Origin of the sequence: Kitasatospora sp. NPDC048298 (genome assembly GCF_043201465.1) — a bacterium.
In the GTDB taxonomy this organism is placed as follows: domain Bacteria; phylum Actinomycetota; class Actinomycetes; order Streptomycetales; family Streptomycetaceae; genus Kitasatospora.
Window position 1 is genome coordinate 43,540 of the sequence record NZ_JBICYZ010000002.1, and the last position, 13,887, is coordinate 57,426.

At 72.8% G+C, this 13,887-nt stretch carries 11 protein-coding genes and 2 pseudogenes; 8 read left to right on the plus strand and 5 right to left on the minus strand.

The features are described from left to right. Nucleotides 1-99: 99 nt before the first annotated feature. The 3 genes from gcvH (at nucleotide 100) to ACGF0D_RS01445 (ending at nucleotide 3,371) form a co-directional block, all read left to right on the plus strand. On the plus strand, nucleotides 100-474 hold the full coding sequence (gene gcvH / locus ACGF0D_RS01435) for a glycine cleavage system protein GcvH (RefSeq protein ID WP_392872914.1): 375 nt from the start codon (nucleotides 100-102) through the stop codon (nucleotides 472-474). Nucleotides 475-552: 78 nt separating this feature from the next. Continuing rightward, on the plus strand, nucleotides 553-1,833 hold the full coding sequence (glyA, locus tag ACGF0D_RS01440; protein ID WP_392872916.1) for a serine hydroxymethyltransferase: 1,281 nt from the start codon (nucleotides 553-555) through the stop codon (nucleotides 1,831-1,833). A gap of 170 nt (nucleotides 1,834-2,003) precedes the next feature. Continuing rightward, a complete protein-coding gene (locus ACGF0D_RS01445; RefSeq protein WP_392872919.1) occupies nucleotides 2,004-3,371 on the plus strand; it encodes an L-serine ammonia-lyase in 1,368 nt (455 codons plus the stop codon). Between the two features lie 69 nt (nucleotides 3,372-3,440). On the opposite strand, the gene ACGF0D_RS01450 is transcribed toward ACGF0D_RS01445, so the two are convergent. Further along, entirely contained in the window at nucleotides 3,441-5,090 is a 1,650-nt protein-coding gene (locus ACGF0D_RS01450; RefSeq protein WP_392913558.1) for an MDR family MFS transporter, read from the minus strand. Between the two features lie 25 nt (nucleotides 5,091-5,115). Next, complete coding sequence (locus ACGF0D_RS01455) at nucleotides 5,116-5,709, minus strand: NADPH-dependent FMN reductase (protein WP_392872925.1); 594 nt, start codon at nucleotides 5,707-5,709, stop codon at nucleotides 5,116-5,118. Nucleotides 5,710-5,854: 145 nt separating this feature from the next. On the opposite strand from ACGF0D_RS01455, the gene ACGF0D_RS01460 reads away from it, so the two are divergent. After that, the gene (locus ACGF0D_RS01460) at nucleotides 5,855-6,595 is read left to right on the plus strand and encodes a TetR/AcrR family transcriptional regulator (RefSeq protein WP_392872928.1); all 741 of its coding nucleotides are present in this window, start codon (nucleotides 5,855-5,857) and stop codon (nucleotides 6,593-6,595) included. A gap of 431 nt (nucleotides 6,596-7,026) precedes the next feature. Here ACGF0D_RS01460 and ACGF0D_RS01465 read toward each other — a convergent pair whose 3' ends face one another. Next, nucleotides 7,027-7,788, minus strand: coding sequence for a class I SAM-dependent methyltransferase (locus tag ACGF0D_RS01465; protein ID WP_392913560.1), 762 nt, complete (start codon nucleotides 7,786-7,788; stop codon nucleotides 7,027-7,029). Between the two features lie 190 nt (nucleotides 7,789-7,978). Between ACGF0D_RS01465 and ACGF0D_RS01470 the strand changes: the two are divergent. The 3 genes and pseudogenes from ACGF0D_RS01470 to ACGF0D_RS01480 form a co-directional block, all read left to right on the plus strand. After that, nucleotides 7,979-8,962: pseudogene (locus tag ACGF0D_RS01470) on the plus strand (IS630 family transposase); the annotation flags it as partial. 128 nt (nucleotides 8,963-9,090) lie between these two features. Next, nucleotides 9,091-9,378 (plus strand): annotated as a pseudogene (locus ACGF0D_RS01475) (hypothetical protein); the annotation flags it as partial. 21 nt (nucleotides 9,379-9,399) lie between these two features. Further along, a complete protein-coding gene (locus ACGF0D_RS01480; protein ID WP_392874292.1) occupies nucleotides 9,400-9,624 on the plus strand; it encodes a hypothetical protein in 225 nt (74 codons plus the stop codon). Between the two features lie 37 nt (nucleotides 9,625-9,661). Here ACGF0D_RS01480 and ACGF0D_RS01485 read toward each other — a convergent pair whose 3' ends face one another. Continuing rightward, on the minus strand, nucleotides 9,662-10,522 hold the full coding sequence (locus ACGF0D_RS01485) for a DMT family transporter (RefSeq protein ID WP_392913562.1): 861 nt from the start codon (nucleotides 10,520-10,522) through the stop codon (nucleotides 9,662-9,664). 498 nt (nucleotides 10,523-11,020) lie between these two features. On the opposite strand from ACGF0D_RS01485, the gene ACGF0D_RS01490 reads away from it, so the two are divergent. Beyond that, nucleotides 11,021-12,277, plus strand: a complete 1,257-nt coding sequence (locus ACGF0D_RS01490; protein WP_392913564.1) for a hypothetical protein — start codon at nucleotides 11,021-11,023, stop codon at nucleotides 12,275-12,277. 68 nt (nucleotides 12,278-12,345) lie between these two features. Here the strand turns inward: ACGF0D_RS01490 and ACGF0D_RS01495 are convergent, their stop codons facing one another. Then, complete coding sequence (locus ACGF0D_RS01495) at nucleotides 12,346-13,647, minus strand: protein-L-isoaspartate O-methyltransferase (protein ID WP_392913566.1); 1,302 nt, start codon at nucleotides 13,645-13,647, stop codon at nucleotides 12,346-12,348. Between the last annotated feature and the right edge of the window lie 240 nt (nucleotides 13,648-13,887).

Here is a 13,887-nt window from a genome sequence, read left to right on the forward strand (position 1 = left end):
TCTTCGTCCCGCCCCCGTTTTTCCCATACACGCACGTCGCAGCCGTCCGCGCGGCGGCCCGCTTCGTCGTGCCCGCTTCCCATCCTGGAGAATGACGCCATGAGCAACCCCCAGCACCTGCAGTACACCAAGGAGCACGAGTGGCTGACGGCCGCCGAGGACGGTGTCTCCACGGTCGGCATCACCGAGCACGCCGCCACCGCGCTCGGTGACATCGTCTACGTGCAGCTGCCCGCGGTCGGCGACACCGTGACCGCCGGTGAGACCTGCGGCGAGCTGGAGTCCACCAAGTCGGTCAGCGACCTGTTCTCCCCGGCCACCGGCGAGGTCACCGAGATCAACCAGGACGTCATCGACGACCCGGCCTCCGTGAACGCGGACCCGTTCGGGAACGCCTGGCTGTTCAAGGTGCGCGTCGAGGCCACCGACACGCTGCTCAGCGCGGACGAGTACACCGCCTTCATCGGCGGCTGACCAGCCCGTGACCGGGCGGGCCGCTCGCCGGCCCGCCCCCACCGTCCCTCCGCTCTCCTCCACCGGGAAGACCACACCATGACGGTTCTCAACCAGTCCCTGCACGCCCTCGACCCGGAGATCGCCGCCGCGGTCGACGCCGAGCTGCACCGCCAGCAGACCACCCTGGAGATGATCGCCTCCGAGAACTTCGCCCCGGTGGCGGTCATGGAGGCGCAGGGTTCGGTCCTCACCAACAAGTACGCGGAGGGCTACCCCGGCCGCCGCTACTACGGCGGGTGCGAGCACGTCGACGTGGTCGAGCAGATCGCGATCGACCGCATCAAGGCCCTGTTCGGCGCCGAGCACGCCAACGTCCAGCCGCACTCGGGCGCGCAGGCCAACGCCGCCGCGATGTTCGCGCTGATCCAGCCGGGCGACACCATCCTGGGCCTGAGCCTGGCCCACGGTGGCCACCTGACCCACGGCATGAAGATCAACTTCTCCGGCAAGCTCTACAACGTGGCCGCGTACCACGTGGACGAGAAGACCGGCCAGGTCGACATGGCCGAGGTCGAGCGCCTCGCCAAGGAGCACCAGCCGAAGCTGATCATCGCCGGCTGGTCGGCCTACCCGCGCCAGCTCGACTTCGCCGCGTTCCGCCGGATCGCCGACGAGGTCGGCGCGCTGCTCATGGTGGACATGGCGCACTTCGCCGGCCTGGTGGCCGCCGGGCTGCACCCGAACCCGGTGCCCTACGCGGACGTGGTCACCACCACCACCCACAAGACCCTGGGCGGCCCGCGCGGCGGCGTCATCCTGTCCAAGGCCGAGTTCGCCAAGAAGATCAACTCCGCGGTCTTCCCCGGTCAGCAGGGCGGCCCGCTGGAGCACGTGATCGCCGGCAAGGCGGTCGCCTTCAAGGTCGCGGCCTCGGAGGAGTTCAAGGAGCGCCAGCAGCGTACCCTGGACGGCGCCCGCATCCTCGCCGAGCGCCTGCTCCAGGCCGACGTGGCCGAGGCCGGCGCCAGCGTGCTGTCCGGCGGCACCGACGTCCACCTGGTCCTGGTCGACCTGCGCAACAGCCAGCTCGACGGCCAGCAGGCCGAGGACCGGCTGCACGAGGTCGGCATCACCGTCAACCGCAACGCGATCCCGAACGACCCGCGCCCGCCGATGGTCACCTCGGGCCTGCGCATCGGCACCCCGGCCCTGGCCACCCGCGGCTTCCAGGCCGAGGACTTCCGCGAGGTCGCCGACATCATCGCCGAGGCGCTCAAGCCCGCCTTCGACGAGACCGTCGCCGCCGCCCTCAAGGCCCGGGTCACCGCCCTGGCCGACAAGTACCCGCTGTACCCCAACCTGGGCAACCAGGAGTAGTCCTTCCAGGGCCCGGTCGGGCTCAGGAACAGGTGACCGGCCTCACCCCGCCGGCGTACCTGGGGACCCCGGGGCACCGCGCACACTGGACAGTGCGTGCGGTGCCCCGTCCCGTGTCAGCCCTCCCCTGCCTGCAAGTCCTTCCACGAGACCAGACAAGGACGTCCCCCGTGGCCATCAGCGTCTTCGACCTCTTCTCCATCGGCATCGGCCCGTCGAGCTCCCACACCGTGGGCCCGATGCGCGCCGCCCGGATGTTCGCCCGCCGACTGCGCACCGAAGGCCTGCTGGACGGGGTCACCGGCGTGCGCGCCGAGCTGTACGGCTCGCTCGGCGCCACCGGCCACGGCCACGGCACCCCGAAGGCCGTCCTGCTGGGCCTGGAGGACGCCTCGCCCCGCACCGTCGACGTCGACCAGGCCGACAAGGACGTCGAGCGGATCATCGCCGAGAAGCGGATCAGCCTGCTCGGCGAGCACACCATCGACTTCGACCCGGACAGCCAGCTGGTCCTGCACCGCCGCCGCTCGCTGCCGTACCACGCCAACGGCATGACCCTGTGGGCGTACGCGGCGGACGGCTCGACCCTGCTGGAGAAGACCTACTACTCGGTCGGCGGCGGCTTCGTGGTGGACGAGGACGCCATCGGCGCGGACCGGGTCAAGCCCGACGACACCGTGCTGAAGTACCCCTTCCGCACCGGTGACGAGCTGCTGCGGCTCAGCCGGGAGACCGGGCTGTCGATCTCCGGCCTGATGCTGGAGAACGAGAAGGCCTGGCGCAGCGAGGAGGAGATCCGCACCGGGCTGCTGGAGATCTGGTCCGTGATGCAGGAGTGCGTGCGGGCCGGCATGACCCGCGAGGGCATCCTGCCGGGTGGCCTGAAGGTCCGCCGCCGGGCGGCCGCCGCGGCGCGGACGCTGCGCGCCGAGGGCATCGGGCCGGCCAACGCGATGGAGTGGGTGACCCTCTACGCGATGGCGGTCAACGAGGAGAACGCCTCCGGCCGCCGGGTGGTCACCGCGCCGACCAACGGCGCCGCCGGGATCATCCCGGCCGTCCTGCACTACTACCTGAACTTCATTCCGGGCGCCGACGAGGACGGCATCGTCCGCTTCCTCCTCGCGGCCGGCGCCATCGGCATGCTCTTCAAGGAGAACGCCTCCATCTCCGGCGCCGAGGTCGGCTGCCAGGGCGAGGTCGGCTCCGCCTGCTCGATGGCCGCGGGCGGCCTCGCCGAGGTCCTCGGCGGCACCCCCGAGCAGGTCGAGAACGCCGCCGAGATCGGCATCGAGCACAACCTCGGCCTCACCTGCGACCCGGTCGGCGGCCTGGTCCAGATCCCCTGCATCGAGCGCAACGGCATGGCCTCGGTCAAGGCCGTCACCGCGGCCCGGATGGCGCTGCGCGGCGACGGGCGGCACCACGTCTCGCTGGACAAGGCGATCAAGACGATGAAGGAGACCGGCGCCGACATGAAGATCAAGTACAAGGAGACCTCGCGCGGCGGCCTCGCCGTGAACGTCATCGAGTGCTGATCGCGGCGGTCTGACGGCCCCCGGGCGGAGTTCCCCTCCGCCCGGGGGCCTTCGCACGTCCCGTGCGCCTCAGCTGCCCGCCTCCGCCCGGGCCCCGGCCCCGGCCGCGGCGCCGGCCGCGGCGCCGGCGGCGGTGCCCGTCCCGACCGGGCCCGGAGCCCTGGACGGGCGGGCCAGACAGGCCACCGCGGTGGCCACCGCCGCCAACAGCGCACCGCCCGCGGCCGTACCGTGCAGGCCGCCCGTGACCGCGACCCCGACCGCGTCGCGGACCCCGGTCGGGAGCCCGGCCAGGGCGGACGGGGTCAGACCACCGCCGCCGGTGAGGCGGTCGGCCTCGGCGGGCCCCAGGCGCTCCGCGAGCGAGCTCGTGAGCCGCGCCGTGTAGACCGCGCCGAGCACGGCCATGCCGAGCGAGCCGCCGATGCTGCGCAGCAGGGTGACCACGCCCATCGCCGCGCCCATGTCCCGCGGCGGCACGGCGCCCATCGAGGTCAGCAGGGTGCTCTGGGTCAACAGGCCGATCCCGACCCCGGCGACCAGGGTGAGCCCCGAGGCGAGGGCCACCGGCGTACCGGTGCCGAGGAACAGGAGCAGGGCGGCCCCGGCGAACGCCAGCGCGCCGCCCAGCAGCGGGTAGCGCCGCTCGCCGCCCGGCCGGCCCATCAGCCGCGCCGTCACCAGCTGGGTGCCCATCATGCCGAGCATCAGGGGCAGCAGGAGCAACCCGCCGACGGTGGGCGAGGCGCCCTGGACGAACTGGAGGTACTGCGGCAGGTAGCCGATCAGGGCGAGCATGAGCGCTCCGGCCAGGAAGCCGAGCACCTGGGCGACCGTGAAGTTGCGGTTGCGGAACAGGGCGGGCGGGATCAGCGGCCCCGGGGCGCGCAGTTCGGTCCGGACGAACCAGCCGAGCGCGACCGCCGCGACCGCCGCCGCGCCGAGGAGCTGCGGGGAGGTCCAGGAGTAGGCGACGCCGCCCCAGCTGCCGACCAGGGTGAGCGCGGTGATGCCGGTGGTCAGCAGGACGACCCCGGTCCAGTCGAACGGGGCGCGCACGCGCTCGGTCCGCAGCTGCACCCCGACGCCGACCGCGAGCAGCGCGAACAGCCCGATCGGCAGGTTGACGTAGAAGGCCCAGCGCCAGCTGAGGCGTTCGGTGAGGAAGCCGCCGGCCAGCGGGCCGCCGACGAACGCGATCGGCATCAGCACGCCGATCACCGACTGCACCCGGGCCCGGTCGTCGGCCGGGACGAGCACCCCGATCACGGAGAGCGCGCCGACCATCAGCCCACCCGCGCCGATCCCCTGGAGGCCCCGGAAGGCGACCAGCTGCGCCATGTCCTGGGCGAGCCCGGAGAGCACCGAGCCCGCGAGGAACAGCACCACCGCCCACTGGTAGGCGCCCTTGCGTCCGTACAGATCGCCGAGCCGGCCCCAGAGCGGGGTGGTGGCGGCGGAGGTCAGCAGGTACGCGGTGATGACCCAGGAGAGGTGTTCCAGCCCGCCGAGGTCGCCGACGACGGTGGGCAGCGCGGTACTGATGATCTCCCCGTCGAGGGCCGCGAGGAAGATGCCGAGCATCAGCCCGACCACGCCGAGCAGCCGCGGTTTGGGCCGCTGCTCGGCGGCGGGTTCGACGGCGGGGCCGGTGGCGGGACCGGTGACCGGGCCGGTGGCGGGTTCGGTGGCGGGCTCGGTGGCGGGTTCGCTGGCCATGGCGTTCGTACCTCCCCCCGTCGGCTCAGGCCGCGAACGGGCGGGCCCGGCGGGCGTCCCGCAACGCCTGGGCCCACCAGGTGAGCTGGTCGAGCATGGTCTTGGCGGCCGCGTCGGCGGCCGGGTCGACCGCCCTGCCGTCGGCGTCGAAGCACTGCGCGGCGCTGTGGAAGCTGACCGTGTTGCGGATCGTCGCGGCGTTCAACTCGGCCATTACCACGCGGAGTTGCTCGACGGCGCGGAGGCCGCCGGACAGGCCGCCGTACGAGACGAAGCCGACCGGCTTGCCGTGCCACTGCCGGTTGTGCCAGTCGATGGCGTTCTTCAGCGGGGCCGGGAAGCTGTGGTTGTACTCGGGCGTGACGATCACGAACGCGTCGGCCGCCTCCAGCCGGGGCGACACGGCGGCCAGCAACTCGGCGTCACCCGGCGCCAGTTCACCGCCGAAGGACGGGAAGGTGACGGGCAGCGGGGTCTCCACCAGGTCGATCCGGTCGGCGGTCAGGTCGCCGCGCGCTTCGAGGTGGCCGAGCAGCCAGTCGGCGACCACCGGGCCGAAACGGCCCTCGCGGGTGCTGCCGACGAGGACGGCGACCTTCAGGTTCTGCTCCGTGGACATGGGAATCCCCCTCCGGGATGGGCGCTGTGTACGGCGTATCAGTCGAATACAACGTACACATCGACGCGTACGCCGTCCACTGCCGATACGCCGTACACCAGAAGTGCTACGGTGAGAACGATCCCGGCCGGAAGGAGCCCGCCCCATGCCCGCCCAGCAGGCCCCCAGTGGCGACAGCGACAGAACCCAGGTCCCACTCTGGGAGCGCCTGGCCCGCCCGGCCCCCGCGCCGCGCACCACCCTGACCCCGCACCGGATCGCCGAGACCGCGGTCGCCATCGCCGACGCCGAGGGCCTGGACGCCGTCACCATGCGCCGACTGGCCGCCGAACTCGGCGTCGCCCCGATGGCCGCCTACCGGTACGTCTCCGGCAAGGACGAACTCATCGAGCTGATGGTCGACTTCGCCTACGGCCGGCTCCCCCTGGACGCCCCCGCCGAGGACTGGCGGGACACCATGCGCACCCTGGCCGTCCACCTGCGGGCCATGCACCTGGCCCACCCCTGGACCGTCCGGGCGGCCACCCCGTTCTCCCTCAGCCCCAACCAACTGGCAGTCCCCGAGCACGCGTTCGCCGCCCTCGCCGAGCACGGCCTGGACGCCGACACCACCATGGCGGTGTTCCGCACCGTCACCGGCTACGTCCACGGCTCGGTCACCACCGAGATCACCCTCGCGACCCTGCGCCGCGAACGCGGCTGGTCCGACGGCGACCAGACCCGGGCCGGCCTGGCCTCCCGGATGAGCTGGCTGATGAGCACCGGCCGCTACCCCCGCTACCAGCGCTACCTCCACGAGGCCACCCGCAAGGACGACCCCGACTGGCAGTTCGAGACCGGCCTCGACTGCGTCCTCGACGGCATCGCCACCCACTTCGGCCTCTGACCCGCCGGGGCCGCGCCCGCTGGTGCGCATACGTGTCGCCCGCTCGGCGCACGGGGCCGGCGGCTTCCCCGGCGGGCGGGGAGGCTGCTTCCGGGGCCGCATCGGCCCCGGACCCGACCCTCCACTCCCAAGGTGTCATCATGCGACGCCTCACGACCGCACTCGGCACCCTCGCCGCCGACGGGCAGCTCGCCATCTCCCCCAACGTGGTCATCGACAACCCGATCTTTCCGCTCATCACGCGGAACAACACCGACGAGTACGCCCTGGTGTACGACGGCCCGAACTGCACCGGGCACGTGATCGCGGTCGTTCCCCCTGCAGCCACACGACCCAGGAGTTCGGCGCCAGCGTGTTCGTCAAGTGACCGACGCCGCACGGGAGGTCGGCCGGTCCGACTTCCCGCGCGGCGGCCGCAGCCGATACCCGGCCTATTTGCCCGCGATAATCAGGCGGTAGCCGTAGTCCACGCTCTCCCGGTCGAGCAGGTCGGCGTACCGCCGGTGCCACTCCCCCGAGGCCAGGTCGGCCCGCAGCCGCTCGACCGCCGGCTCCACCACCTCCGGAGGCAGCGTCGCGAAGGTCGAACTGGCCTGCCGGACGGCCCGGTCGAGGTAGAGCTCGGGCCGCCGCCAGTAGGCGGCCTGGTAGCCGTCGGTGAAGTCGTGCGGGATGGGGAACGGCAGCACGGTGTGGGCGTCCAGGGCCTCCACCACCTCGGCGAGCGGGGTGAAGCGGCCGTCCTCCAGCTCCCGGATCTCCGGCAGGTAGTCCTCCAACAGCCACAGTTGCGGCCGGTGCGCCGGATCCCAGGTGAACACCACCTGCCGCCGCGCGACCCGCCGCAGCTCGGCGAGCCCCTGCTGCAGATCCGGCCAGTGGTGGGCGGTCAGCACGGCCATCGCCGCGTCGAACGCCCCGCCCGCGAAGGGGAGTTGCGAGGCCGAAGCCTTGATCTTCCGCCGCCCGGGGTGCTGGTCGAGCATGACCTGCGACGGATCGACGGCCGTGACCTCGGCGCCCTCCGGCTCGTACGACCCCGCCCCCGCCCCGACGTTGACCACCGTGCGCGCCCCCCGCAGCGCGGACCCGATCAACGCGTGCAGCCGTGGATCCGGCCGCCGGATCCGCCGGTACCCGACGCCGATGCGGTCATACGCCGCAGGCCTGCTCTGCTCATCCAGGTGACCCATCCGGCCAGCCCAACAGACGGCGCCACTGCCGACAACCGGTTCACCCCAACGCGCAGGAAGTCGGCCAGTCCGACTTCCCGCACGAGGCGGGCGGCTAATGCTCTGACCGCATAGGTTCGCCAGGTTGGCGGCGGTGACGCCTGAACCGGTTGGATGTCGGTGGACCTCCGGTCCGGTGTGGGGAGGCATGGTGGCAGAGCCGGTCAAGGTCCGGAGACTGACCGATCAAGAGGGGCAGCAGTTACAGCGGATCGTGCGCCGGGGCAGTACCAGTTCGGTGCGCTACCGGCGGGCGACGATGCTGCTGGCGTCGGCCGGCGGGAACCGGGTGCCGGTCATCGCCCGGCTGGTCCAGGCGGATGGGGACACCGTGCGGGATTTGGTCCACCGGTTCAACGAGATCGGCCTGGCCTGCCTGGACCCTCAGCGGGCGGGAGGCCGTCCCCGTCTGCTCAGTCCTGACGACGAGGCCTTCGTCATCAAGACGGCCGCCACCCGCCCCGCCCAGCTCGGGCAGCCGTTCACCCGCTGGTCCGTCCGCAAACTGCTCGCCTACCTGCGCCGGGTTCATGGCCGGGTGATCCGCATCGGCCGTGAGGCCCTGCGCTGTCTGCTCGCCCGACGAGGCGTCGCCTTCCAGCGGACCAAGACGTGGAAGGAGTCCACCGACCCCGGCTACGACGCCAAGCTCGACCGGATCGAGCACGTCCTGGACCGCTTCCCGGACCGCACATTCGCGTTCGACGGGTTCGGCCCGCTCGGCACCCGCCCCACCGCGGGAAGTTGCCGGGTCGAGCAGGGCCGGCCCGACTGGCTGCCGGCGACCTACAAGCGGACCCACGGCGTGACCTACTTCCACGGCTGCTACTCGGTCGGCGACGACGCCCTGTGGGGCGTGAACAGGCGCCGCGAGGGCACCGTGAACACCCTGGCCGCGCTCAGGTCGATCCGGGCGGCCCGCCCGGACGGCGCCCCGGTCTACGTGATCCCGGACAACCTCTCCGCCCACAACGGCAAGAAGATCATTCGCTGGACGAAGAACAACAACGTCCACCTCTGCTTCACACCCGCCAACGCGTCCTGGGCGAACCCGATCGAGGCGCACTTCGGACCGCTGCGGCAGTTCACGCCGGCGGACTCGAACCATCCGAACCACACAGCTCAGAGAAGGGCGTCCGGTGGGGAGGGCGCCCCGAAGCCCAAGCAGCGTGACCGGACCACCGACACAGCTCAGTCGCACAACACGAACCTCGTAAGGAGCTCCGCATGGACTATCAGGATGTCGACACGGCCGTGGCGGAGATGTCGAGGACGCTCGGCCCCCACACGGCTGCGGATTGGACGGTGCGGGCGGGTCCGCTGGAGTGGAGTTGCTGGGAGACGGCGGCGCACATCGGACACGACCTCCTGGCCTACGCAGGGCAAGTGGCATCAGGTGCTGCCGACGCCTACCTCCCCTTCGACCTGAACGTTCGCCCCACCGCCTCGCCGGCCGATGTACTTCAGACGGTCACCGCCTGCGGCCGACTCCTCAGCAGCGCGTTGGCCACAGCCGGCCCCACCTTGCGGGCCTGGCACTGGGGTCCGTGCGACCCCGAGGGGTTCGCAGCCATGGGCGTCGCCGAAACCCTGCTGCACACCCACGACATCACGCAGGGACTGGGCGTGGACTGGTTGCCGCCGGCACCGCTGTGTGCGGCTGTGCTCGATCGCCTCTTCCCCGACGCCCCACCCGGAGATCCTGTCCAGGTGCTTCTCTGGTGCACCGGCCGCCGGGAACTGGACAGCCTTCCCCGCCGAACATCGTGGACATGGAAGGCGGCACGATCCGACTGAGAAGCACCCACCCCGGCGAACCTATGCGGTCAGAGCACTAGCGGCGCGCTGGGAGGGCGAGGACGGCCAGGCCGCAGGCCAGGACGGCGAGGCCGCACCAGGAGAGGGCGGGCAGGCGCTCGCCGAGGGCGGCCACGCCGAGGACGGCGGCGACGGCCGGTTCGGCGAGGGTCAGGGTGGTGGCGGTCTGGGCGGTGGTGTGCCGCAGGCCGTGGCCGAACAGCCAGTAGGCGACGAACGTGGTGACCACTGCGAGGTGCAGCACCACTCCTGCCCCGCGCGCCGAGGCGAGCCAGGCCAGGTCTCCGGTGAGAAGCACCGGCAGGACGATCAGCGCCCCGCCGCCGAACATGGCGCCCATCACCCCGCCCGAGGGGTGCCCGGCCGCGATCAGTCGTCCGCCGATCAGCGAGTAGACCGCGTAGGAGAGCCCGGAGAGCGCCGCCAGCAGTACGCCCAACGGGTCCACCGCCGTGCCGCGCCCGGCGAGTTCGGGGCCCAGTACGAGCACGGCGCAGCCGAGTACGGCGAGCGCCGTGGCCCCGGCCCACCGCCCGTCGGGCCGGCCTTGCCGGGCGAGCCAGCCGAGCAGTCCGGTGAACACCGGCGCGCTGCCGAGGGCGATCACGGTGGCGACGGCCACGCCGGTACGGCTCACCGCCGGGTAGAAGGTCAGCGGGTACCCGGCCACCGCGACGGCTCCGGCCGCGAGCAGCCACCGCTCGCGCGGCGCGCACACCCGGGGCAGTTCCCGGGCGGTGCGGTCGGTGAGGAACAGCAGCAGTCCGCCGAGCACCAGTCCGGCGGCGCCGATCCCGGCCGCCGGGGCGCCGGAGGGTGCCAGCGAGCTGGCCGTGCCGGTGGTGCCCCAGAGGACGGCGGCGGTCAGGATCGGCACCGCGCCACCGCGGGGACGGGCGCGGCGGGGTGCCCGGGGAACGGGGGGCACGGGGGAAACGGGGGAAGCGGTACGGGCAGGCGAGGGCAAGCGATTCGGCACAGTCGTGAACTTCCGTCGTCGAAGACCGTCAGGAGAGGGGTTCCGAGAACGGGCGCACGCCACCGGCCCACGGCGGCCGCCATCGGGCCGGGCCGGGGTCGCAGGGGGTCAAGCCACCGAAGCGCGCGCCCGATCAGGCGCTGAGCGGTGGCAGCACGACGTGCCAGTACAGGTTCACGGGCCCGATGCTAGCCGTCCGCGCGGGAAGTCGACAGGGCCGACTTCCCGCGCAGGCGCCCCATCTGCCTCCGGGGGGTCGCCCCGCCCCTCGCGGGGGCGCGTTGCCGCTCGCGCACACCCGTTGGCGGCCCGGTGTTCGGCTTTCCCCCGTAGCGGACCGTCGATGAATCCCTACGCTGAGTGTCGGCCCGTCGGCTCACCGGAAGGACCCCGCTCATGCGCCGCTCCCGCCTCGTGCTGCCCGTGGTCCTGGCCGTCGTGGTCGGCTCCGGCCTGGTCGCCGCCGATGTGGCGCAGGACGAGCCGTACCTGTCCGTGAGTCTGCCGGTGCTCCGCGATCCGGACGCCCAGCAGGTGCTCCACCGCATGACGGACCCGGTGCAGGACTGGGTGGAGTCCGGGGACCCGGCGGCTGCCGGCTACGCGGGGACGGTGGTCGACGCGTCCGACCAGCACGCCGACGTCTACTGGAAGGGTGCGACCCCGGCCACGGTCCGCCTCCTCCTCGACGCGAACGCCCGGCCCGGCTACACCGTCGACGTCCACCGGAGCCCGTACTCCCGCGCGGAGATGCGCGCCGCGATCGACCGTTTCACCGCCGCCGTGGCCCGCGACGCCTGGACGTCGATCGGCCCCCAGGAGGACGGCGCCGCGATCGCGATCACGTACGCGCCGGAGACGGCGGCGGCGAAGCGGCTCACCGACGGTGACGCGACCGTGCAGGCGTACTCCTCGCGGGCCGCCGAGATCGCCGGGATGCCGGTGACGGCCAGTGTCGAAGGAACACCGGTGGCGCTGTCCGGCGGCCGGCACTCCGACAGCGCGCCGTACTACGCGGGGGCCGAGGTGAGCACGGCGAAGGCGTCGTTCTGCTCGACGGCGTTCAGCGGCTGGAAGGGCGGGACGAGGGTGGTACTGACCGCCGCGCACTGCGGCGGCGGCAGGTACTACAACGGCACCGGCGGCTACATCGGCGACCTGTCCTCGGTCGGCGACGGCCTGGACGTCGGCATGATCGCGGTCAACGGGAGCGGCGGCGGCCGGTTCTACGACGGCGCCTGGTCGGACCACGGCGGCTCGTCCCGGCACACGTACGGGGCCGGGCGGAACAACGTCGGGGACCTGGTCTGCCTGAGCGGCGCCCAGTCGGGGTGGAAGTGCGACGTGCAGATCAAGCGGGTCGACGTGGAGACGACGAACGACGAGGGCACGAAGATCAGGCCGGTGGACGTCGCCGAGTCGAAGGGCGGCGACCGCCGGGCGATCGCCGCGCAGGGCGACAGCGGCGGCCCGGCAGTGGCCAACCCCTCCGGCCCGAACGGCGACATGGAGGCCCGCGGCGTGATCGTGGCGGCGAGGTCCGAGGTCGGCTGCCCGGCCGGATCGACGACGCACCCGGCCAAGTGCTACGCGCAGGTGCTGTACGTGCCGATGACGCCGGTGGTGAACCAGATGGGCTTCTCGCTCTCCTGACCCCGGGCGTCATCAACACGCCCATGCTGCGCGAGAAGTCGGCCGGGCCGACTTCTCGCGCATCGCCCTCAGTCGGCGGGCCACTCGGCCACCTTGTCGTTGAGCAGGGCGTGAGCGGATGCCACGTCCGCCGCAAAGTCCTCATCCGGCCCGAACCGCCGGAGAACGTCATTCAGCGCGGTCCGTTGCCCGAGGGCGCCGGGCAGAGGCGGGGTCGACCGGCGTCCGATCGGCCACCGGGGGCCGTCGTTCGGGTCGCCCTGCCAGGCCCATTGGGCGTCCGGGGTGACGGTGACGCCGTAGTCGTAGAGATCGGGGCGGCCGAGTTCCTCCCACTGGGACCAGGCGGCCACGAGTTCGTCGCCGATGCGGCGCGGCCCGCCCTGCGACAGCAGCGGCCCGCCGTCCGCGTCCGGACGGATCTCGGCCCACGAACGGGCGCCGTCGTGGACCAGGGTGGCCGGCCCCTCCCCGGCCCGGTCGGTGAACAGCACGGCGTCCGGGACGGCGACGCGCAGCGCGAACCTGAGGTGCCAGTCCTCCAGGCCTGCCGGGTCGCGGTCCAGTACCCGGCAGGCCTCGGGTTCGGCATCGCCGCGCACCTGTGCGTACGCGGCGGGCCCACTGCCCGGCTGGGCCGGAGCGTGGCGGTCGCCCATGAACTGGGCCAGGCCGTGGACCCAGCCGTGCGCGGCGGTGCCGTCGTCGGCGACGGTGAGGGCGACGTACCCCAACCGGCCCCAGGGGTAGACGATCCGTCCGCCCGGGCGCACCGCCTCCACCCAGGACCAGGGGACGGTTTCGACGGCGTAGGTGGCGTGGAGGCGGTCGACCCGGCCGCCGCCCGGCACCCCGCCGCGGGTGCCGTCCCCCGCCGCTGCGTGGACGTCGAGCCCGGCGTCCGCGAGGCGGGCCCGGGCGAAGGTGGCCAGGCCCTCGTCGACCTCGGTGGTCACCACCAGGCCGGGCCCGGCCCGCCAGGCGGCCAGCGCCGCCGTCCAGCCCTGGCCGGTGCCGACGTCCCACACCCGGTGGCCCGGCTCCACCCTGAGGCTGTCCAGCATGTCCGCCACCACGGAGGGCGCGGACAGTGAGGACGACGGGCGGCCGTCGGTGAGTTGGGTGACGGCAGCCGCGTCGACGCCGGAGTACAGCTCGGCGGCCCAGCGGTCCGGGTCGTCGGCGTGGTCGACCGGCACGTAGGCCCAGCCGTCCCAGCGCCACAGCCGGTCCGGCGCGAACCGGTCGCGCGGCAGGGCGGCGAAGGCCTCGCGCAGCCACGGCGAGTCCTCCGGCCACGCCCCGCGTCGCGCCATCTCCGCGTGCAGGCGTGCCCGGTGCTCGGCCAGGCGCCCGTCGTCGCTCGCCATCACTTCTTCTTGTGCTTGCCGTTGCTCGGCGGCGGCGGGGGCACCTTGCCGTCGGCGTTGTCCGGCGGCGGAGTCCCCTGGCTCGGGTCCGTCGGCGGCTTCGAGTGCTCTCCCATGCTGTTCTCCTGTTGATGAGACGGATACGGTCGGTCGCCACCCTGTCCCGGCACCGCAGAAGGCGGTAGAGGCGTGCGGCAGCGACCGGAGGGCGTGCGCGAGAAGTCGGCCCACCCGACTTCT